The 21,591-nt window shown below is 63.6% G+C and carries 20 protein-coding genes; 8 read left to right on the top strand and 12 right to left on the bottom strand.

Translation table 11 applies throughout. The features are described 5' to 3' along the window. Positions 1-42: 42 nt before the first annotated feature. On the top strand, positions 43-1,437 hold the full coding sequence (gene cysS, locus ABGT73_RS09070) for a cysteine--tRNA ligase (RefSeq protein ID WP_346669453.1): 1,395 nt from the start codon (positions 43-45) through the stop codon (positions 1,435-1,437). 82 nt (positions 1,438-1,519) lie between these two features. After that, a complete protein-coding gene (locus ABGT73_RS09065; protein ID WP_346669452.1) occupies positions 1,520-4,465 on the top strand; it encodes a phospholipid carrier-dependent glycosyltransferase in 2,946 nt (981 codons plus the stop codon). Positions 4,466-4,524: 59 nt separating this feature from the next. Here ABGT73_RS09065 and ABGT73_RS09060 read toward each other — a convergent pair whose 3' ends face one another. From ABGT73_RS09060 to ABGT73_RS09050, 3 genes are all read right to left on the bottom strand, one after another. Next, positions 4,525-5,760, bottom strand: a complete 1,236-nt coding sequence (locus ABGT73_RS09060) for a 6-phosphofructokinase (RefSeq protein WP_346669451.1) — start codon at positions 5,758-5,760, stop codon at positions 4,525-4,527. A gap of 295 nt (positions 5,761-6,055) precedes the next feature. Next, complete coding sequence (locus tag ABGT73_RS09055) at positions 6,056-7,279, bottom strand: 6-phosphofructokinase (RefSeq protein ID WP_346669450.1); 1,224 nt, start codon at positions 7,277-7,279, stop codon at positions 6,056-6,058. Between the two features lie 33 nt (positions 7,280-7,312). Beyond that, the gene (locus ABGT73_RS09050) at positions 7,313-8,137 is read right to left on the bottom strand and encodes a Cof-type HAD-IIB family hydrolase (protein WP_346669449.1); all 825 of its coding nucleotides are present in this window, start codon (positions 8,135-8,137) and stop codon (positions 7,313-7,315) included. A gap of 129 nt (positions 8,138-8,266) precedes the next feature. Between ABGT73_RS09050 and ABGT73_RS09045 the strand changes: the two genes are divergently transcribed. The 6 genes from ABGT73_RS09045 to ABGT73_RS09020 all read left to right on the top strand — a co-directional run bounded on the left by ABGT73_RS09045 (position 8,267) and on the right by ABGT73_RS09020 (position 11,988). Continuing rightward, positions 8,267-9,007 carry a heparan-alpha-glucosaminide N-acetyltransferase gene (locus ABGT73_RS09045; protein ID WP_346669448.1) on the top strand — a complete coding sequence of 247 codons (741 nt, stop codon included), beginning with the start codon at positions 8,267-8,269 and terminating at the stop codon, positions 9,005-9,007. Between the two features lie 165 nt (positions 9,008-9,172). Continuing rightward, on the top strand, positions 9,173-9,349 hold the full coding sequence (gene rpsU, locus ABGT73_RS09040) for a 30S ribosomal protein S21 (protein ID WP_040917814.1): 177 nt from the start codon (positions 9,173-9,175) through the stop codon (positions 9,347-9,349). Between the two features lie 75 nt (positions 9,350-9,424). Next, on the top strand, positions 9,425-9,934 hold the full coding sequence (locus ABGT73_RS09035) for a YqeG family HAD IIIA-type phosphatase (protein ID WP_346669447.1): 510 nt from the start codon (positions 9,425-9,427) through the stop codon (positions 9,932-9,934). Continuing rightward, on the top strand, positions 9,927-10,787 hold the full coding sequence (locus ABGT73_RS09030; RefSeq protein ID WP_346669446.1) for a TIM barrel protein: 861 nt from the start codon (positions 9,927-9,929) through the stop codon (positions 10,785-10,787). The genes ABGT73_RS09035 and ABGT73_RS09030 overlap by 8 nt, the downstream gene beginning before the upstream one ends. A 126-nt stretch (positions 10,788-10,913) precedes the next feature. Beyond that, positions 10,914-11,474: an elongation factor P gene (gene efp, locus ABGT73_RS09025; protein WP_294569050.1), complete on the top strand. Its 561-nt coding sequence runs from the start codon at positions 10,914-10,916 to the stop codon at positions 11,472-11,474. Positions 11,475-11,544: 70 nt separating this feature from the next. Then, the gene (locus ABGT73_RS09020) at positions 11,545-11,988 is read left to right on the top strand and encodes a CD1247 N-terminal domain-containing protein (RefSeq protein ID WP_346669445.1); all 444 of its coding nucleotides are present in this window, start codon (positions 11,545-11,547) and stop codon (positions 11,986-11,988) included. 332 nt (positions 11,989-12,320) lie between these two features. Here ABGT73_RS09020 and ABGT73_RS09015 read toward each other — a convergent pair whose 3' ends face one another. The 9 genes from ABGT73_RS09015 to ABGT73_RS08975 form a co-directional block, all read right to left on the bottom strand. Next, on the bottom strand, positions 12,321-13,538 hold the full coding sequence (locus tag ABGT73_RS09015) for a hypothetical protein (protein WP_346669444.1): 1,218 nt from the start codon (positions 13,536-13,538) through the stop codon (positions 12,321-12,323). A gap of 67 nt (positions 13,539-13,605) precedes the next feature. Next, positions 13,606-13,893, bottom strand: a complete 288-nt coding sequence (locus ABGT73_RS09010; RefSeq protein WP_346669443.1) for a hypothetical protein — start codon at positions 13,891-13,893, stop codon at positions 13,606-13,608. Between the two features lie 60 nt (positions 13,894-13,953). Further along, the gene (locus ABGT73_RS09005) at positions 13,954-14,313 is read right to left on the bottom strand and encodes a DUF2304 domain-containing protein (protein ID WP_346669442.1); all 360 of its coding nucleotides are present in this window, start codon (positions 14,311-14,313) and stop codon (positions 13,954-13,956) included. Between the two features lies 1 nt (position 14,314). Continuing rightward, the gene (locus tag ABGT73_RS09000; RefSeq protein ID WP_346669441.1) at positions 14,315-15,034 is read right to left on the bottom strand and encodes a glycosyltransferase family 2 protein; all 720 of its coding nucleotides are present in this window, start codon (positions 15,032-15,034) and stop codon (positions 14,315-14,317) included. Position 15,035: 1 nt separating this feature from the next. Continuing rightward, positions 15,036-16,178, bottom strand: coding sequence for a glycosyltransferase family 4 protein (locus tag ABGT73_RS08995; protein WP_346669440.1), 1,143 nt, complete (start codon positions 16,176-16,178; stop codon positions 15,036-15,038). Between the two features lie 16 nt (positions 16,179-16,194). Further along, positions 16,195-18,762, bottom strand: coding sequence for a DUF2142 domain-containing protein (locus ABGT73_RS08990; protein WP_346669439.1), 2,568 nt, complete (start codon positions 18,760-18,762; stop codon positions 16,195-16,197). 23 nt (positions 18,763-18,785) lie between these two features. Further along, positions 18,786-19,295 carry an HAD-IIIA family hydrolase gene (locus ABGT73_RS08985; RefSeq protein ID WP_346669438.1) on the bottom strand — a complete coding sequence of 170 codons (510 nt, stop codon included), beginning with the start codon at positions 19,293-19,295 and terminating at the stop codon, positions 18,786-18,788. A gap of 3 nt (positions 19,296-19,298) precedes the next feature. Next, a complete protein-coding gene (locus ABGT73_RS08980) occupies positions 19,299-20,858 on the bottom strand; it encodes an aldolase catalytic domain-containing protein (protein ID WP_346669437.1) in 1,560 nt (519 codons plus the stop codon). Then, the gene (locus ABGT73_RS08975; RefSeq protein ID WP_346669436.1) at positions 20,851-21,585 is read right to left on the bottom strand and encodes a 3-deoxy-manno-octulosonate cytidylyltransferase; all 735 of its coding nucleotides are present in this window, start codon (positions 21,583-21,585) and stop codon (positions 20,851-20,853) included. The genes ABGT73_RS08980 and ABGT73_RS08975 overlap by 8 nt, the downstream gene beginning before the upstream one ends. Between the last annotated feature and the right edge of the window lie 6 nt (positions 21,586-21,591).

Here is a 21,591-nt window from a genome sequence, read left to right as displayed (position 1 = left end):
AAACCATCGGAGACCATCGAATTGGGAAAGGATTGTGTCACCATGCAGATTTTCAACACCATGACCCGCCAGAAGGAGGAATTCGTCCCGCAGAAGCCGGGCGAGTACCGCATCTATGTCTGCGGACCCACGGTCTACAACTACATCCACATCGGCAATGCACGGCCGATGATCGTGTTTGACACGCTGCGCCGCTACCTGGAGTACTGCGGCAACAAGGTCTACTACGTTTCCAACATCACCGATATCGACGACAAGCTGATTCAGAAAGGCCAGCAGGAGGGCATCTCCATGCAGGAGGTGGCCCGCAAGTTTGAGGCCGAATACATCAAGGATTCCCAGGGCCTCAACGTGGAGGAGCCCACCGTGCGTCCCCGGGCCACCGAGCACATCGGGGAGATCATCAAGATCGTCAAGGACCTGCTGGATTCCGGCCATGCCTATGTGGCCCGCAACGGCGACGTGTATTTCCGGGTCAAGTCTGACCCCGGCTACGGCAAGCTGAGCCACCTGAACCTGGACGATCTGGAGAGCGGTAACCGCACGCTGCGCAGCCAGATGGACGATGACCTGAAGGAAGATCCCGCGGACTTTGCCGTCTGGAAGGCAGCCAAGCCCGGCGAACCCTACTGGGACAGCCCCTGGGGCCACGGCCGTCCGGGCTGGCACATCGAGTGCAGCGCCATGGCCCGCAAGCACCTGGGCAAGACCATCGACCTGCACGCCGGCGGACAGGACCTGATCTTCCCCCATCATGAGAACGAGATCGCCCAGAGTGAGTGCGCCAACGGCTGCACCTTCAGCCGGTACTGGATGCACAACGGCTTCCTGAACATCAACAACGAGAAGATGTCCAAGAGTGCGGGCAACTTCTTCACGGTGCGGGAAATCGCCGAAAAATACGGCTATGAGCCCATCCGCTACTTCATGCTGACGGCGGGTTACCGCATGCCGCTGAACTACACGGTGGAGCTGATCGAGAGCTGCAAGAACAGCCTGGAGCGGCTGTACACCTGCCGGGACAACCTGGACTTTGCCATCGAGCACGCCCATGGCACCGACACTGCGCTGGCCGCCAAGTGCGACGAGGCGCGCAGCAAGTTCAAGGCGGCCATGGACGACGACCTGAACACCCCCGACGCGCTGGCCGCAGTGTTTGATTTCGTCAAGGAGATCAACACCCTGTCCGATGCCTCGGACAAGGCCACGCTGGAACTGGCGGCCAAGACCTTTGACGAGCTGACCGGCGTGCTGGGCCTGCTCTACAACCGCAAGAAGGACGAAGTCCCGGCGGAGGTGACCGCCCTGGTGGAGGAGCGCGCCGCCGCCAAGAAGGCCAAGGACTGGGCCAAGGCCGATGCCATCCGCGCCCAGCTCACCGAGATGGGCTGGAGCGTCACCGACACCGCCCAGGGCCCCAAAATCGCAAAACTGTAAACCGGAAACGCAGGGGCATGCCTGCGTGCCCGCCTGTGCCCAAACCGGCGGACGCGCGCGGGCAGGCCCCTTTTTTGAGAGTATGACGATACACAAACGACAATCCGATACAAGGGCCCTCTGGCTGATTCTGGGGGCGGCGGTGGCGCTGCGGCTGGTGCTGTCGCTGGTGACGGAAGGCTACCCCTACGACATGAGCTGCTTCGTTGCCTGGGGGGAGAAGCTGGCCGCCCAGGGACCGGCGGCCTTCTACAGCAAGGGCTATTTTGCCGACTACCCGCCCGGCTATCTCTATGTGCTGGGGCTGGTGGGGCTGCTCCGCGGCGTGTTTTCCATTGCCTACGAGTCGCCGCTGACCTACCTGCTGCTGGCCCTGGTGCCCAGCCTCTGCGACGCGGGGGCGGCCTGGCTGGTCTGGCATATCGGCACATCCTTCCGCCCGGACAGCCGGGTGCCTATGCTGCTGGCGGCCTTCACGGCCTTCAACCCGCTGCTGCTCTTTGACACCGGCGTCTGGAAACAGATCGACGGCGCCTTTGCGCTGCCGCTGCTGGGGTGTTTCTGGCTGCTGGAACAGCGCCGCTATCTGCCGGCGGCTTTCTGGTACGGGGTGGCGCTAGCCATCAAACCCCAGGCGCTGCTCTTCGGGCCGGTGCTGGCTGTCTGCTTCCTGGCCGCCATTGCCCGGGAGGATGACCATCTGCGCGCTTTCGGCCGCTGCTTCGGCGGCGCTGCTGTTGCGCTGGTGCCGGTGCTGGCCGCGGGTATCCCGTTCTATGGCATCCGGGACCTGCTGCCCTCCCTGATGGAAAAGTATGCGGGTACCGTTTCCGGCTACCCTTATGCCTCCATCAACGCCTTCAACTGGCTCACCGCTCTGGGCGGCAACTGGCAGCCGCTGGAGAATACCGCTTTTCTGGGCATCAGCTGGCACACGCTGGGCTGGTTCCTGATCCTGGTGGTCACCGGCGGTCTGGTGGCCTTTGCGATGCGCAGCGTGCAGCGTGGAAGCTTTTCGCCGCTGCTGCTGGCCGCCTACTATGGCCTGGGCGTCTTTACCTTCGGCCACTGCATGCACGAGCGCTACATGGTGCCCGGCGTGCTGCTGACCCTGCTGGCCGCCGCCCGGTGGGATGATATCCGGCTCTATGCCGCCGGGTTTGGTCTTTCCCTGACCGGCTTCATCAACCTGGCCACGGTGTACTCCCTGGCGGGCAGCGACGACGAATGGCTCAGCAGTGCCACCAGTTCCACGGTGGCGGTGCTGGTGGGCCTGGCCGAGACGGTCTGCTTTGTCATGCTGCTCTTTGCAGTATGGGATCTGGCCCTCCACGGCCACGCTTTGGCCGTGCGGGAGCGTGACTATGCCGAGCCTTCTGTCCCGGCTGCCCAGCCCCGCTGGCAGCGCCGGGAGGTGCTGGGGCTGGCGGGTCTTACGCTGGCCACAGCGGTGCTGAGCTTTGCCTACCTGGGGGATACCACGGCCCCCCAGAATCCGCTGGACGCCACCGACACTGTCCTGACCGAATCCGTCACAGTGGAGGGAACAGCCGTCAACCTGTGGGTGTACCCCGGGGTCTCCTTCGGCGGCAGCCTGACGGTACGGGACGGGCAGGGGAATGTGCTGCTGGTGCAGGAGCTGGGCTACGGCACCTGTTTCAGCTGGAGCGAAAACCGCATGCCGGTGTCGGCCGGTCAGACGCTGACCGTCACGGTGGAGAACGCCCAGGTGTTTGAACTGTCCTTCCGGGACGGGGACGGCAACCCGGTGGCGGTCTCGGGGGGCGGAGCGCTCTGCGACGAGCAGGCAGCGGTGCCGGACACCATCAGCCAGCTCAACAGCATGTACTTTGACGAGATCTACCACGGCCGCACCGGCTACGAGCAGCTGCACAAGATGCCGGTGTACGAGACCACCCATCCGCCCCTGGGCAAGGACCTGATCATGGCGGGCATCGCCCTCTTCGGCATGACCGGGTTCGGGTGGCGATTCTCCGGCACGCTGTTCGGCGTGCTGCTGGTGCCGCTGGCCTGGTGCTTTGCCCGCCGCCTGACCCGCCGGCGCTGGATCGGCGCGGTGGCCGGCGTGCTGTTGGCACTGGATTTCATGCGGTTCGTGCAGAGCCGCATTGCCACCATTGATATCTACGGTACCTTCTTTATTCTGCTGGGCGCCTACTGCATGCTGTGGTACTGCCAGAGCGTGCTGCAAAAGGGCGTCAACCGGTCGCTGCTGCCCATGGCGCTGGGCGGTGTGGCCTTCGGGCTGGGATGCGCGGCCAAGTGGACCGGCATCTACGCCGGGGCCGGGCTGGCGGTGCTCTATCTGGGGGTTCTCTATGCCCGGTGGCGCCAGAAACGGCCGGGATTCTCGTCGGAGTTCCGCACGGCGGCGCTGGGCGGTGTACTCTTCTATGTGCTGCTGCCCCTCTGCCTGTATATTGCCTCCTATTTCCCTTACTGGTGGCGGAATCCCGATTTCAGCCTGACCGACTGGTGGAACTGCCAGGTCTCCATGTATGAATACCACTCCAACCTGGAAGCCACCCATCCCTTCGAGAGCCGCTGGTATACCTGGCTGCTGGGACTGCGCCCGGTGTGGTACTACCAGAACACCCATCTGCCCGCCGGCCTCAAAGCCAGCATCGCAGGGCTGGGCGGCCCGGTGATCTGGCTGGTTGGCTTGGCCTGCCTGGTGGCACTGCTGTGGCACCAGATCAGCCGCCGCGGCAGCCGGGCCGGCGTCGGGGTGCTGATCCTCTACGCAACCCAGCTGATCCCCTGGATGCTGGTCACCCGCTGTACCTTCCTGTACCACTATTTCCCCAGCTCCATGTTCTGCCTGGCTGCCATCGCGCTGGTGCTCTCCCATATCCGCAGGGAGCAGCTGGCCAGGCGCATCGGCGTGGGACTGTGCGCGGTCTCGCTGGTGCTGTTTGTCTGTTACTATCCGGCGCTGTCCGGCCTGCCCATTCCCGACTGGTGGGCCAGCGCGCTGGAATGTCTGCCCAGTTTCGGCTTTTATTAAACCAAAAAACACCCCCGCAGGCGAGCAAGATCCTGCGGGGGTGTTTTGCCTGGCGTCACTCAGGCTTCTGGGAGGTAAATATGATGAGGCAGGCCTTCCACATAGATGGGTGTGAGTTCGGCCTGGATCAACGGCATGGCGTAGTCGAGAAAGTCCTGGGTCATGGCGGTGTGGTCGGCGTTGACCCATGCCAGGGGGACTTTCTTTTCGAGGTTGGCCACCTCGGAAATGGGGTGCAGGCTGGTGCCGCACTGGTAAGGGGCGTTGGAGATGCGGTCCAGTGCCACCATCTCGCCGGTGTGGCCCTCAAAGGCGGCCTTGGCGGCGGCACCGCCCACCTGGTAGGCTTCGGTGATGTCGGTACGGCTGGTCAGGTGACCGGCACAGCGCTGCAGGGTGGAAAGTTCGATGCAGCGGGTCTTGGTGTCCAAGCGGCGGGCCACCGTGTTGGCCAGGAAGCGGGCCGTGCCGGTGAGGGCCTTGTGGCCGAAGGCGTCCACCGCGTGCACATCGTCGGCCAGTTCGCAGACATAGCGGCCGTCCTCCAGCTTGACGCCCTCCGACACCGCAATGACGATGGAGGGCTTGGCTTTCTGCATCCGTGCCACCTTCTCCACGAAATGGTCCACGTTGAAGGGCACTTCGGGCAGGCAGATCATGTCCACCCCCTCGCAGTCCTCGGCCTTGGCCAGCGCCGCGGCGGCGGTCAGCCAGCCCGCGTTGCGGCCCATGATCTCCACGATGGTCACATACTTGGTGCCGTACACCGTGGCGTCCCGGATGATCTCCTTCATCACGACGCCGATGTACTTGGCCGCACTGCCGTAACCGGGGGTGTGGTCGGTGACCATCAGGTCGTTGTCGATGGTTTTGGGCACGCCCATGAAGCGGATCCCGCTGCCGATGTGGGCGCCATAGTCGGCCAGTTTGCCGATGGTGTCCATGGAATCGTTGCCGCCGATGTAGAAGAGGTAGCCGATCTCCAGCTCTTCCAGGATGGCGAACAGTTTTTGGTAGACCGCTTCCCCTTCGGCGGTGTGCCAGTCGGGCAGCTTGTAGCGGCAGCTGCCCAGATAGCTGGAGGGAGTGCGCTTGAGCAGTTCAATGTCCAGCGCGCCGTGGAGCTTTTCGTCCAGCACACAGACGCGCCGCTCCAGCAGGCCCGCCACACCGTGCAGCATGCCGTATACCTTGCCGGCGCCCCGGCTCTTGCAGCTCTCAAAGACACCCGCCAGACTGGCGTTGATGACCGCGGTGGGACCGCCGGACTGACCGACGATTGCATTTTTTGCCATGCGCAACCTCCTGCATGTTTGTGGAATTACCCGCCACAGAAAACGCCCCACGGCGCGCTGAACGGATTGCATTCAGTGTACCATGGGGCGGCTGTTTTGGCTATTGCGGGGGTTGCTGAAAAAAGCACGGCCGGTTGGAAAATGTGCGTTCCGCTATGCGGAATGCTTTCCAAAAAAGATTCCGGATCGGTTTTGGATAAATTCCGTCATGCGGAATCAGAATCGGTCCGGACGGGACAAAATCCCCAGTATTACCTTGCAAAAATTGCGGCATGCCGGGCAGAGTGCACAAAAATCAGCCCAGATGGATGTGGCGGGGCACACCGTTGATGTAGATGGGGGTCAGCTCCGCCTGGATCAGCGGGCGGGCATACCGCTCGAAGTGCTCGTTCACATGCATGCCGTCCTCGGCGATCCACTCGTCGGGCACCTTCTTCTCCAGGTTGGCCACCTGGCTCACGTCCACCATCTCGGTTTCCACGCGGTAGGGCTGGTCGCTCAGCCGCTTGATGGCGCACATCTCGGCGGTCTCGCCGCGCACGGCCGCCTCCACAGAGGCGCCGCCCACCTGGTAGGCTTCGGTAATGTCGGTGCGGCTGGCCAGATGGCTGGCGCAGCGCTGCAGGGTGGAGAACTCGATGGCACGGGTCTTGCAGCCCAGGCGGACCCGGATCAGGTCGGCCAGGTACCGGCTGGTGCCGCTGAGAATGGCCTTGTGGCCGAAGGCATCCAGTTGGCCGGCGGTGGAGACCAGGTCGCAGAGGAAGACACCCTCGGCGTTCTTGACGCCCTCGCTGACGGCGATGATGACGTTGTGCCGCTCCTTCTCCAGTCTGGCCACCCGCTCCAGGAAGGCATCCTCGTTGAAGGTGCGCTCGGGCAGCAGGATCAGGTCGGGGCCGCTGCAGTCGGGGCCGGTGGCCAGGCTGGAAGCCGCTGCCAGCCAGCCGGTGTGGCGGCCCATGATCTCGGCCACCGTGACGCTGCGGATATCGTAGACGCTGGAGTCGCAGATGACTTCCTTCAGGATGGTGGCAATATACTTAGCCGCACTGCCGTAGCCGGGGGTGTGGTCGGTGAGCATCAGGTCGTTGTCGATGGTCTTGGGCACGCCGATGAAGCGGATCTCGCTGTTGACGGCCTTGCCGTAAACCGACAGCTTGGCGATGGTGTCCATGGAATCGTTGCCGCCGATGTAGAACACCGCCCCGATATCATACTGGGCAAACAGGCTGAACAGGGCGCGGAAGGGGCGGTCGTCCACGGTGGGATCAGGCAGCTTGTGGCGGCAGCTGCCAAGGAAGCTGGACGGCGTGCGCTTGAGCAGCTCAATGTCCATCTTGTCGCACAGCACGTTGTCCAGATCGACGATCTTGCCTTCCAACACGCCCTCAATGCCATACTGCATGCCGTAGACGTGGGGAGCACCGCAGGCCTTGGCGGTTTCGTAGACGCCGGCCAGGCTGGAGTTGATAACGGCAGTCGGGCCGCCGGATTGGCCTACCAATACATTTTTCATCTCATATACCTCTTGTACTATTGAATTTGAATATTACAGTACGTATTTTTCTATGGCTTCCGCCACGCCGTCGTGGTTGTTATCGGCGGTGATGGCGTCGGCAACCCTGCGGATATCCTCGGTGGCGTTGCCCATGGCAACCCCCAGCCCGGCCAGCTGCACCATGGTGCGATCGTTGCCGGAATCACCCACCGCCATGACCTGGGCCGGCGCAAGGCCCAGGTGACGGGCCAGTGCCATCAGGCCGGGGCCCTTGCTCACGCCGGGGGCGTTGATCTCCATGTTGCGCTCGATGCTGGAGGCAATCTCCAGGGTGGGGCAGGCCGCGGCCACCGCCTGCCAGGCGGCATCCCGCTGGGCCTCGGTGGCATAGAGGATGCTGAATTTCTCGATCTCGGTGGGGTGTTCCTCCATCATGCGGTGCATGTCCGGCACCATGTTGCGGGTGGTGCGGAAATATTCCCGCAGATTGGCGGGTACTACCTCCAGGCCATCCCCGGTGGGGGAGACCGCCGTGTAGCTCACGCCGTGGATGAAGACGCTCAGCAGCCCTCCGAAGGGCTGCACCACATCGAAGGCCTTCTCGGCCATGGCGGGGTCAAAGGTCAGGCTGACCAGCCGTTCCCCCGTCTGCAGGTCCACCACCGAGGCGCCGTTGGAGGTCAGGGCGTACCGCACACCGGGAATTTCCAGGAACTGGCGGGGGACGCCGTCCACCGTGCGCCCGGTGGCGGGCAGCACATCCACCCCCTTGTCCAGCGCCGCCCGGATGGCCTTCAGCGTGCGCGGACTGATCTGCTTTTCATCGTTGAATACCGTCCCGTCCAGGTCCAGGGCGACCAGACGAATCTCGCTCATATACTTCTCCCCAATCCTTGTAATCCAATGTTGATTTTATCGCAAAACGCCCCTGATTGCAACCTGAGGCCCACTGTGCTACAATGAATAAACTGTAAAATTTCGGAAAGCGGGAAAGGGCAGAAAAGCATGACGGCAAAACGGCTTTGGCTGCTGGATGTGCTGCGCGGCGCGGCGCTTCTCAACATGCTGGCCTACCACGCCCTCTATGACTGGGTGTATGTGTTCGGCCATGTCAGCAGCTGGTACGATATCGGCGCGGCGGGATGCCACGTGTGGCAGCAGTATATCTGCTGGAGTTTCATCCTGGTGTCGGGGTACAGTTTCACGCTGGCCCGCAGGCCCTGGAAAAACGGTCTGCTGGTGGCGGGCTGTGCGGTGGTGCTGACGGTGGTCACGGTGGGGTTTATGCCCTCGGAATCCATCTGGTTCGGGGTGCTGCACCTCAACGCCGCCGCCGTGCTGCTGAGCTGGGCCCTGCGCCCGCTGCTGGAGAAATGCCCGGCAGGGTTGGGGCTGGCGGTGTCCGCCCTGCTCTTTGTGCTGACCAACCAGGTCCCCCAGGGCTACCTGGGCTTCGAGACGCTCCGCCTGTGTGCGCTGCCCAAGGCATGGTATAGCCCTAACTGGTTCTGGCTGGGCCTGCCGGACCTGACAAAGTTTTACTCGGCGGACTATTTCCCGCTGATCCCCTGGCTGTTTCTGTTCTGGTGCGGGCTGTTTCTGGCCAGGCTGTGGCAGCCCCGGGCCGGGCTGGCCCCCAGGGTGCTGCGTCCGCTGGCCCTGGTGGGACGGCATACGCTGCTGGTTTATATGCTCCACCAGCCGGTTCTCTACGGTGCTTTGTGGCTGGGCCATGCACTGAGCTGAAGCTGCTTCGTGGAAAAGCGGAAAAAATGTTAAAAAATTAAAAATTCGACGGTATATGCCCGCTTTCCCGGTTGACATTTGAGGGGTAAGTATAGTATAATCTTGTTTACTGGTTGATTGTATTTGACCGGCAAACTCCTGTCTCAGGTCAAGGGAGGGAAGAAGATGTCGGAGATCCGTGTCAAAGAGGGCGAGTCCCTCGAGAGCGCTCTGCGCCGTTTCAAGCGCAGCACCGCCCGCAGCGGCGTGTTGGCCGAGGTGCGCAAGCGTGAGGCTTATGAGAAGCCGTCCGTGCGCCGTAAGAAGAAGTCCGAGGCTGCCCGCAAGCGCAAGTTTAAGTAAGCTAGCTTACAGAGAACGACTGTGCAGGCCCGCGTTTTGCGCGGGTCTGCACTTTTTTGTATGAGGAGCACGACCATGATCCTGACCCCGGAATATATTTTTCGCAGAGTGGAGGCCATCCGCCCGGAATTCCTGGCCCAGAAGGGCATCCGGGCGCTGGTGCTGGATGTGGACAACACGCTGACCGCCGACGGCAGCCAGGTGCTGGAGGACAGTGTCCGGGCCTGGCTGGCGGAGATGCGGGCGGCGGGCATCAGCCTGACCATCGTATCCAACAACACGGCCAAGCGGGTGCAGCCCTTTGCGGAGCGCATCGGTCTGGCCTGGGTGTCCATGGCCTGCAAGCCGCTGCCCCTGGGACTGATGGTGGCGCGCCGCCGGCTGGGGGTCAAAAAATGCCAGATGGCCATGGTGGGGGACCAGATCTTCGCCGACCGGATGGCGGCGGGGCTGTACGGCATTCCCTGCCTGTTCCTGCTGCCCCGCACGCCCCACGACAAAGCCCGCAGCGTACAGATCAAGCGGAAGTTTGAACCCCGCTGGATCCGCCGCTATTTTGAAAAGGGAGGCAAACTCTATGAGTGATACACCGCGTTTCGGCCCGGCGGGCCTGTCGGACAGCTATCCCGGCAAGAAGTTCGACCCGGAGGGGATGGCGTCCTACACGGCGGGATTCGGGCTGACGGCCTTCGAGTACCAGTGCGGCCGCGGGGTGCGGCTGGCGCTGGACAAGGCCGAGGCGCTGGGCAAGGCCTGTGCTGGGAAAAACATTGCCCTGTCGGTGCACGCGCCCTACTATATCAGCATGTCCAGCCTGGAGGAGGACAAGCGGCTGCACAGCATCGATTATCTTTTGCAGAGCTGTGCCCTGGTCAAGGCGCTGGGAGGCCGGCGGGTGATTTTCCACACTGGTTCCTGCGGCAAGCAGAGCCGGGAGGCCGCCCTGGAAAAGGCGCTGGACACCATGCGCCGGGCGGTGGAAGCCTGTGACGCCGCGGGCTACGGGGACTGCATCCTCTGTCCCGAGACGATGGGCAAGGTGAACCAGCTGGGCACGCTGGACGAGGTGCTGGCGCTCTGCGGGGTGGATGAGCGCATCACCCCCTGCATCGATTTCGGGCACCTGTACGCCCGCAGTCAGGGAGTGGAATTCGCCGAGGCCACCGCCGCCGAAGACTACGCCGCGCTGCTGGACAAGCTGCAGCAGCTGGGCCCGGAGCGGGCGGCTCACTTCCACGCCCATTTTTCCCGCATTGCCTACACCAAGGGCGGCGAGAAGTGCCATCTGACCTTTGCCGATACCCAGTACGGCCCGCCCCACGCGCCGCTGCTGGCCCTGCTGAAGGAGCGGGGACTGGCGCCCACCATCATCTGTGAATCGGCGGGCACCCAGGCCGAGGATGCCGCCGTCATGAGCCGGACATACGACGCCCTGTGAGGCGGCGGGGCAAAAAAATCGCGAAAAGAACCCAAAAAAGACAGCCCGGGTCTTGCAAAACGACGCAGTATCCTGTAAAATAGATACAGCTATGTAGTACCATTCTATTATTGGAGGAATTTTTATATGATTTCTGCAGGCGAATTCCGCAACGGCGTTACCTTCGAACAGGACGGCCAGGTCCTTCAGGTCGTTGAGTTCCAGCACGTCAAGCCCGGCAAGGGCGCCGCGTTCGTGCGCACCAAGACCAAGAACGTCATCACCGGTTCTGTGGTCGAGACCAGCTACAACCCCACGGCCAAGTTCCCGCAGGCCTTCATCGAGCGTAAGGAGGTCACCTACTCCTACGAGGACGGCGGCCTGTACCACTTCATGGACGTGGAGACCTACGACGATATCCCCGTCAGCGCTTCCGACGTGCCGGATAACTTCAAGTTCTGCAAGGAGAACGACACCTGCAAGCTGCTGAGCTACAAGGGCAAGGTCTTCAGCGTGGAAATCCCCAACTTCGTGGAGCTGGAGATCACCGCCACCGAGCCCGGCATCAAGGGCAACACCGCCACCAACACCCTGAAGCCCGCCACCGTGGAGACCGGTGCCGAGATCCGCGTGCCGCTGTTCATCAACGAGGGCGACAAGGTCCGCATCGATACCCGCACCGGCGAGTACATGGAGCGCGTCAACTGATTTTTCTGCCGGGCATGGCATACCGCCGCGCCCGGCTTTTTTTGACACAAGCAAACGGAGGAAAAGCACTATGGCTATGGATCTGAATGCAAAGGCCGCCTACATCCGCGGTCTGATGACCGGTATGGAGTTTGACCCGGCTTCCAAGAACGGCAAGGTCATTGCCGCGATGATGGATCTGCTGGAAGAGATGGCTGCCAGCGTCACCGAGCACGACAACGCGCTGGATCAGGTCTACGACGAGCTGGAAACGCTGGACCAGGACCTGGACGACGTGGTCGCCGACCTGTACGGTGAAGAGGATGAGGACGAGGAGAGCGACGACGAAGAGGATGGCGAGGAACTCTACGAAGTGACCTGCCCCAACTGCGGCGCGGTCTCCACCGTGGACGAGGAGACGCTGCTGGACCAGCAGTCCGAGCTGGTTTGCCCCAACTGCGGCGCCGCCTTTGACATCGAGCTGGAAGGCACCGAGGAGGAGACTCCCGCCGAAACCGACCAGCAGGATCAGTAATTTCCGAAACAGCGAAGGACCCGGCAGGAAAGCGCTGGTGACATAAGAAAACAAAGGTTCTGCAAGAACTGCGAAGCATCGCAAAACCGCTGCGAAGCGGCTAATGCAAGGCAGAGGGCTGCAACCTTGCCGCCCAAAATGACGGGCGGCATCTGCACGGAGTGCAGACCGGTTTGGCCAGTCAAAAGCCCCGCAAGGGCTTTTGTGGCTGTGCCACCCCGGCACTCCTTGGTGGAATGCAAAGCCCGATAACGCGGCAGAGGCCGCTTTGCAGATAGAGTTTCGCGACTTTGTTTTCTTATGGAACTGCGCGAAATCTGCCGGGTCCTTTTTTATGTCTGCAGCATGTACACGGCGCCATAGAGATTGAAAAGGATGGCCGCGCCGCACAGCGTCCAGGAACCGATACCCGGGCGCCAGGCCGGGCGGTTCAGGAACCAGAGAACTACCCAGGGGAAGAGGTCCACCAGATAGCGGGTGCCGAATTGCCAGCCGCCCATGGTACGGTGCATGCAGGTCAGCAGGGTGAGCAGCAGGCAGACCAGCACGGTGAACCAGCCCTGTGAGGGCAGCGGCAGCGCGGCGGACCGGGGTTCCCGGCGCAGCCGGACGGCCGCCCCGCGGAACGCCCACAGCAGGAACAGCGGATTGGCGAGAAAGAAGAGAAACCCGTTGAAGAGCTCAAAATGCAGCTGAAGGCTGCTGTCCAGCGTGACGGGGCGCAGCAGGTTGAGCAGATTGGATGCCAGATACACCGGGGAGAACTGTCCGTTGGCTGCGCGGGTGAATTCGGGCAGATAGCTGTGCCCGAATTCCAGAGGATTGCCGAAGCGGGCCAGGTTGTAGCCCATCAGACAGCAGGCCACCACCGCCGCCGGCAGCAGCGCCGGTAGAGCCGCCCGCAGAATCCCTGCACGGCGTTCGCGCACCAGCCGGTAAAGCAGCCAGACCGCCAGCAGGGCCGCGTAAAAGGGGCGGCACCCCACCGCCAGGGCCAGGCAGAGGGAGGCGGCCACGGTGGAGGGGACGGTATCCCGCAGGGCAAAAAACAGCCCCCAGAACGCCAGGCAGAGCCCCAGCATCTGGGCCATGAACCAGACCCCGCCGCTGGTGGAGAGCCAGAAGGCGTTGGAGCCAAAACTGACAAACAGCGTCAGGCAGGCAGCCGCCGCGGAGTGCAGGCCCGCCCGGGCACAGCAGGCATAACAGCCTGCCGCGCAGAGCAGCGCCACAAGTGCCATGGCCAGATTGGAGGGCACGGCCGCCGCGCTGCCGAAGAACAGCACCCAGGGCAGCATCCAGAGCGCCGGTACCGGCGGGAAGGACTGGTAGTACCGCCCCCCGTAGATGGCCAGCTCCAGCCAGGGATAGTTTTCCCCGCCGGCGATGTAGTTGCGCCCGGCCAGCCAGTTTTCGGCCTGGAGGGAATAGCTGTAGTAGGCGTTGGCGCTCAGCAGCGTGCCGCCCGCCAGCGAGTGGTAGAGCAGCAGCGCCAGCGCCAGGCAGGCAAGGAGTCCGCCCAGTGCGGCGGCATGATCCCGGTTGTCCATACGGTCCCTCCCTTGTCATGAAAGCAAAAAATCCCGGCAGGAATGTGCCGGGAAGTTTTTGTCTGCCTTATTTTTTCTGCAGGGCGCCCTGCAGCATGATGTCGCCGAAGGACAGTGCATTGTACAGTCCCACGCGGTTGGCCTGGCGCACGATGCGCTCGGGCAGCGGCTTGGAATCGTCGGTGGACAGCAGCACCAGGTGTACCTTGTCGGCCACTTCCACGCCGTTCTCCTGGCGGTTGCTCAGCACCTGCAGGTAGACGATGTAGGGGTCGGTCATGGAACCATAATAGATGTCATTGCCGCAGCGCACCAGCGGACGGCCTTTATAGGTCAGTTTGGGCGTGAATGCCATAGCGGAAACCTTCTTTCGCTCATATTACTATTCTATCATTATATCACAGTTAGGCACATATTACAAATCCAATTTGTCGCGCTCCACCTTTTCCTGGTTGAGGGCCACCTGTTCGGTGAGCATCCGCACCTTGCTGTCCAGCTGGCTGAGCCGGATGGACATGAAGAACTGCTTGGCCAGCAGCAGAAAGATGATGACCACATAGACGAAGTTGATGGGGCTCATGAAGCCCAGCAGGTTGGCGGCCCAGTAGGCGATGCCGGGGAAGACGGCCAGCACCAGCAGCGCCGCGCTGAACACCAGCCAGAAGATGGTGTCCTCGATCTGGACCTTGGCCAGCCGCACGCGGCGCAGAATGAAGCCCGCAGTGAACAGGCTGCCCACGATCAGGCAGATGCGGATGATCGTTTGATCGAACATATCACAGGCTCCTTTCGGGGTAGGGGGTTTCGGTGTCGCGCTTGCGGAACCACTGGATGAGCAGGATGGAGATGGACATCTTCACCATATACTGGATGCTGTTCCAGAGGTTCAGGTAGCTCTGCCCGGCGGTGCGCTCGCCCATCTGCACCTGGACCTCCTTGACGGTGGCGCCGTTCTTGATCAGGTAGCTGATGGTATCGGGCTCGGGGCCGTAGTTGAGGTTCTGGGCAAATTCCTCCACCATGGCGCGGTTGAACATCCGCATGCCGCTGGTGGGGTCGCAGATGGCGCGGCCGGTGGTCAGCCGGATGGACCAGCTGATGATGTAGCTGCCCAGCATCCGCAGGGTCTTGGGCTTCTTCACGGTGAGGAACCGGCTGCCGATGACGATGTCGTTGCCCTCCTCCAGGGCGGCCAGCATGGGGCCGATGTATTCCGGCTTGTGCTGGCCGTCGGCATCCATCTGCATGGCGCAGTCGTAGCCGTTGTCCGCCGCGTAGCGCAGCCCGGTCTGGAAAGCGCCCGCCAGCCCCAGGTTGATGGGCAGGTCGATGAGCCGGTAGCCGTGGGCGCGGCAGATGGCCGCCGTCTTGTCCCGGCTGCCGTCGTTGACGACCACGTAGTCGTATTCGGGATACCGTTTCGTCAGGCTTTCCACTACCTGGACGATGTTGTCCTCCTCGTTGTGGGCGGGGATCACGATGAGCAATTTCGACATCTTAACTCCTTTTTGCCCTTGCGCGGGCATCCTGGGCCGCCTGCAGCAGCGCGGTGTACACCGCCTGCCAGGTAAAGCGGGCCGTCAGGTTTTCCAGGGCGCGGGCGGCCCGGGTCCGGGCAGCGTCGGGGTCCGACAGGACCGTTTGCAGCCCGGCGGTCAGTGTTTCGGGGCGGGTATCCTCCAGATACACCGCGTAGTTTTCGTCGGGCAGCAGCTCGCCGGTGCCGGCGGTGTGGGTGCATAGGATGGGACAGCCGCAGGCCGCCGCCTCCAGCAGCGTGGTGGGGAAACCCTCGGCGTATTCGGTGGGCAGACAGTAGCAGTCCGCCTGGTGGAGCAGCTGGACGATCTGGGGGTGGGGCAGGGCGCCCAGCACTCGCACCGGACCGCCCAGCGCCCGCAGCGCCTCCTCCTCGGGGCCGGTGCCGGCCACAGCCAGCACACAGCCGGGCAGCTGCTGCACGGCCTCGGCCAGCCGCAGGGCGCCCTTCTCGGGGATGAGCCGTCCCACAAAGGCGATGAGGTGGCCGTCCGCCGGCACCTCCAGTTTCTGCCGCCAGGGGATGACGGGGTCCGCCGTGGCCAGGGCGGTGAGTTCGGCGGGGTCCACGGCGTTGGGCAGCGTACCCGCCGCCGTGATGCCGAAGGTCTTCAGCCAGCGGCAGACATCGCCGGAGACGCCGTAGAAGGGAAACCTGCACCGGCGGATGATGCCGCAGGCCAGATGTTCGTACCAGCGTCCCAGCACACCGCCCAGCCCGCCGTGCATCATGTAGCCGGTGGAATGGTCGATGACCAGGGCTGGAATGCCCCGCCTGCGGCACTGCCGGGCGGCCCAGACGCTCTGGGTGTACATCCGGGTCTGGATGACCGCAAAGTCAATGCCCTGCGCCCAGAGATCCGCGGCATGGGCGAACGGCCGCAGCACGGGAAAGCGCCCGCCCATCACCGGCAAGGCCGGCAGGCGGTAGATTTCCAGCCCCCATTCGTCCCGTTCCCGGGCCGGCAGTCCCGGCAGGGCGCTGGTCACGATGAGGGCCCGGTGCCCGGCCGCCACACAGCGCCGCGCCAGGTTCCAGGTATAGCGCTCCACGCCGCCCGGGGTGGGCAGGTACTGCGCCGTGAAAAAGCAGAAAGTCATAGCAGGTTCCTCGCCGTTATCTTGCGATGACGGCCAGCATGGTATTCATCAGCACGCCGAACTGGGTCAGCGCCAGAGCGCCCAGCAGACGGGCTGCGGCGGTGTCCTCGTCGGCCACATGGGCCACGCCGCGGGGCAGACAGGTGAGCAGCACCAGCGGCAGCACGGGCAGAAAATACCGCCCCTGCAGGCCGTAGAGGGTATCGTAGTGGGTGGGCGTCCAGAGCAGACATCCCGCCACCGCCAGCAGGCAGCAGAGCACCGCGGCCGCTGCGCACCAGACCCGGCCGCGTCCCACAGGCAGCAGGGCAGTGCCCTCTGCCGGCAGCGCCGCATAGAACAGCAAAAGATACAGCACAACCACCCAGCCCCAGGCCAGGTCCAGGGAATAGTAGCTCAGGCTGCCGCCCACCAGGGTGCGCAGATAGTGGTCGCCGTTTTCCACGGCGGAGCGCACCAGCAGCAGCACGGTGTCGGGCAGGTGGGTCAGGATATATCCCGGCGTGTAGGTCACACGGTCGGCCTCGTCGGTCACGCTCTGGGTGGCGCGGGTATCCCGGGCGGCCTGCACTTCGGCGGCCAGAGTATCCCGGTCCAGCGGCATGCGGTCGTCCATGACGCCGGGCTCAAGACCCAGCCCGGCAAACCGCTGCTGGCAGGAGGGAAGGCTGTAGACGATTTTGTACACTTCCAGGGCGCCGCCTTTGGCAAAGTCGTCGGCCAGATTGGCGTTGCCGGTCTGGACCAGATCCTCCCCCAGCAGGGAGAGAGATGCCCGGGAGAGAAAATCCTCCCCGTCGGTATAGCTGTTGATCCGCTCGGGGCTGAACAGGAAAGTCTGGCCCAGCGTCACGGGGGAGACATCCCCCTCCTTCAGGGCCTGCACCCAGAAATCCACCTCACTCTGGGCGGGATCGCGGGTGTCCTCGGCGTAGTAGTAAAGGCGCCGCACGAAGTTTTCCAGCGTGTTCTCCCCGCAGATCACTTCCTCGTAAGCGGCATCCGGCTCGGCCGGGCGGGCCTTCTCGGCGCGCGGGACCGTCGAGACCGCCGTGGCCTCCGCTGCGGTGGAAGTCGTGGTGGTCTCCTCCGAGGCGGTGCCGGTGGTGGCGGTCAGCGTGCCGGTGTTGAGCACCAGGGCCAGCGCCACACAGACGGCCAGATAGGCGGCCTTCTTGGCCTTGGCGTGGTGTCCCAGACGGGGCCCGGGCACCAGCAGCAACAGGGCTGCCAGCGGCAGATAGACCATCTTGCCGGGGGCCAGCAGCACGCCGGTGAGCAGCAGCGCCGCCAGCCGCGCAGGGGAGAGGGGGCGGTCCCGGTGGGCGCCGAAGGCTGCGTCCAGCATCAGGGCCGTAAAGGCAAAGCAGAGTCCCAGCAGCGGGGCGTCCCGGCTGAAACTGGCCGCCAGATGGAGCGTCATGGGCAGCAGGGCCACCGCCGCAAAGATGCGTTTGCCCCAGGGGGTTACCTTCACGGCCCAGGCCGCCAGCGCCGCAAAGAGAAGCAGGTTGGCCAGCCGGCCCAGAGCCAGCGCCGGGGTGAAGCCCAGATGGAAAAGGTAGGCCACAAACACCGCCGCACCGCTGGCCAGATAGAGCAGCGGGTTCTGGTCGGTCTGCAGCTCGGCGTACTCCTGGTGGCTGTCGAAGGAGGCGTCAGTGGTGGTAAACAGCGTGTCGGTGAATTCCTGCCAGGTGAACACCGTGGTGTTCTCATCCTGCAGGGTGGCGTCCACGTCGGTCTCCCGGCGGAAACTGGTGGTGGTAGGCACATGGCCCATCTGCCACCCGTCGTCCGAGAAAAAGTTCGCCCACCGGCAGGCCAGCGTAAAGCTCTGGTTGATGTGGTATTTTTCGTCGGGGGCGGCGTAGGGGGGCAGCACAAAGCTGTAGAGCACCCCCAGCCCCAGCACCAGCACAAAAACAAGGCGGGGCAGGCGCACCCTGCGGCTGCTCACCGCCCAGACGGCGAAGGCCGCCAGCAGCGCCGCAAAGCCGCAGATCAGCAGGAAGAACCGCGTCAGATAGCCGCCGATGCGCTGCCAGGTCACCTGGACGGCCATGGTGCCGTCCACCTGGCTGCCGTCCAGCAGCATGGGATCCTGCCACAGGGCCACGCCGCTGCTGTGGCCGATGGCAAGTACCTCGCTGCCGGTGTAGTGGGGCGTCAACGAAAGCCGGTACCGCCGCCCGGCAGCACCCTGCACTTCCCGGTCCAGACCCAGCACGGTGTACTGGTCGGGCAGGATGTAGCCCATCACGCCGGTGGAGCGAGCCAGTTCCTCGCCGGTGTCGGCGTCGGTGAGCACCACTTCCAGCTCGCCCTCAGGCTGACCGCCCGGCAGATAGAACTCCACCCCCACGGCCAGCAGATTCTGGTCGAAGGTGAAGGTCTGGCTGGCGGTCTGGCCGTCCTGCAGGATGGTGGAAGCGCTGTAGTCATCACTGATGGTCTCCGACCGGCCCTTGCCCAGCTGGGGGCGCACCAGGGCCAGCCACACCAGCACCGAGGCCGCCAGCAGCACCACCAGGGTGGCCAGCGCCCGGCAGAGCGGCGCATCCGGTTTTTTCAGTTTGGACATGCCCGGCATACTACCCCTCCGGTTCAATCCAGCGGCACGCCGAAGGTGGCAAACACCGCATCCTTCCAGCGTCCGTCCGTTTCCAGAATCTTCTGCACCGCACCGCGCACGGCCCCGTGGCCGCCGTTCTGGGGGCAGATGTAATCCGCCCGCGCCCGGATGATGTCCGAGGCGTCGGCGGGGCAGGCGACGAAGCCGCAAAGGTTCATCGCCGCCAGATCGTTGATGTCATCGCCGCAGTAGGCCACTTCCTCTTTGGCGTAGCCGTTTTGGGCCATGAATTCCCGCAGAAAATCCGATTTGCGCCGCACGTTCTGGTAAACGTAGTCCAGTTTCAGCTCGGCGGCCCGGCGGCGCACCGGCTCGCTCTCCCGCCCGGTGCAGATCATCACCTTGATGCCGGAGGACCGTGCAATGAGCAGTCCGGCACCGTCCCGGGCCGCGAATTTCTTAATTTCGGTGCCGTGGGAATCGTAGTAGATGCCGCCATCCGTCATGGTGCCATCCACGTCCAGAACCAATAAACGTATCATGGATTACGCCCTTTCGTATTCACTGGGGGTCACGAACCGTACCGGCAGCCCGGCGGCCCGGATGGCTCCGGCCATCCGCGCGTTGTAGGCTTCGCCCCGGTCGGTGTGGGTGTGCAGCCCCGCGTCAGCGTAGGCGGGGGCGCCGGGCCGGTAGCCGTCGGCCCCGGCCAGCAGTACCTCGGCGGCGCCGCAAAGCCGCAGCAGCCGCAGCAGCATGAGCACGCTGTTGCCGCCCTGGGCATCGGTGCCGCACAGACGGTCGTAGTTCACCACGGTGGCCGGAGTGCTGGCCCGCAGGTTGCTGGTCAGCACCAGCGGGCAGGGGTAGGCGGCTTCCTCGTCAAAGCGCTTGGCGTTGGTGAAAAACGCATAATCCGGCGCCACAAAGTCCGGCACAAAGTTGGCGGAAACCGTCACGTCAGCAGCAGCCGCCTTCACGGCAGCACGGCCCGCCTCGGTGGCCAGGGTGGCACCGGGGGCCAGCACCAGTACCTTTTTGCCGCCGAAAGCCGTCTGCAGGGCCGCCAGGGCGGCCTCGTCGTCGATACGGCGGTTGCGGTACTCGGTGTAGAGTTTGTCGGCGTAGGCGGCGTCAAACACCGTCTTTTTGCCCGGGTCGATGGCCGCCAGGATGTGGTTGATGTCCCGCACGGTGAGATCACCCTTGTTCAGCAGGTGCTCGGCGTAGTTGCGGTGGAGGTTGAACCGGGCCGACAGGAAGTAGGCCGGGGTATAGCCCCACGCGCTCTCCCCCTTGATGGGGGCGATATGGTCCTGGATGGCGTCCATGATCTCGTCCAGGTCATAGTGGCAGTGGCCGGTCTCGTTGCGGTAGTCCGCCACCAGTTCGATGGGCAGATTGCCGGGGGCACGGCCCATGCCCATGAGGCTGGCGTCCACGGTCTTGTCCCGCAGCAGCGGTTTGTCCATGAATTCCTGGGCCAGACAGAAGCTCAGAGCCATGTTCTCATGGAGATGCAGGCCCAGACGGATGTCAGGGGCCAGGTTGTGGTCGGCCAGCGAGACGATCCGCTCCAGGTCCCGGCGGCGCATGCTGCCGAAGGTATCCACGATGGAGAACTGCCAGGGATGGATGGCGTTGACCTGGTCGAAGATCCACAGCAGGTCCTTGTCGCCGTAGCCCATGATGTTGATGGGGTTGATGGACAGCTTGTACCCCCGGGCCTTGACCTCCCGGGCAAAGTCCATGCCGTCCCGGATGTCGTAGTCGTGGGCGGTGATGCGGATCAGTTCGATGCCGTGGCCGTCGTAGGGGCTCAGCTTGGAGATATCGTAGTTGGAGCGCATGGCCATGCCGGAGTAGATCGTGTGGCCCCGCTGGCCCTCGTCGGGCAGCAGCCGGTTGAGCTCCTCGATGGTGTTGCAGACCGTCACGTCGGGGTTGTAGCCCTCCACATTGCGCAGAAAGCCCACCTCCACCAGGTCGGTGCCGGCCCGGGTCAGGGACTGGATGATCCGCCGCGCCGACCCGAAGCCCCAGCGCCAGTCGTTGATGTAGCCGCCGTCACGCAGGGTGCAGTCCAGCAGTTTGATATCAGGCATGGTGTTTCTCCTTCAGAATCTCGTTGACCAGCGCCAGATCCTTGGGGGTATCCACGCTGACGGTCTTGTAGGGGCTGACGATGGCATGCACCTTGTGGCCGTTCTCTATGAACCGCATCATGTCGTTTTCCTCCGCCTTCTCCAGCAGGGACTTGGGGGTGGCGTGGTAGAACGCAAGGGCCTGCTTGCTGTACAGCTGGATGCCGGTGACCTTCTCGTACTCGAAATCCAGTGTGCCTTTGGGGTAGGGGATGGGGCTGCGGGAAATCAGAAGAATCTCCCGTGCCGCGTTGGTCACCACCTTCTGGTTGGAGAAGTCGATGACATCGGCGGGGTGTTCCATCACGTTGGTGAGCACCGCCACATAACAGGGGTCTTCGGGCAGCGTGTCGGGCAGGATCAGGTCGAAGGCTGCCGGGTTCACCAGCGGCTCGTCCCCCATCAGCTGGAGGTACAGGTCGGCGTCCACCTTGGTGCTGACCTCCCAGATGCGCCCGGTGGGGGTGTCGTGGTCGGGGCTGGTCATCAGGTACTGCATGTCGTACTGTTTGCAGGCGTCGGCGATGCGCTCATCGTCGGTGGCGATCAGCACATCGTCCAGCTTGGGGCAGGCCTTGGCGGCCTGGTACACCCACCAGATCATCGGCTTGCCCAGTACATCGGCCAGCGGCTTGCCGGGCATGCGGGTACTGGCGTACCGCGCGGGAATCACAGCGATGGTTTTCATGGAGAA

This window comes from uncultured Subdoligranulum sp. (genome assembly GCF_963931595.1).
Lineage (GTDB): Bacteria > Bacillota > Clostridia > Oscillospirales > Ruminococcaceae > Gemmiger.
Note: the sequence above shows the minus strand (reverse complement) of the source record. Positions and strands in the feature narration are given on the sequence as shown.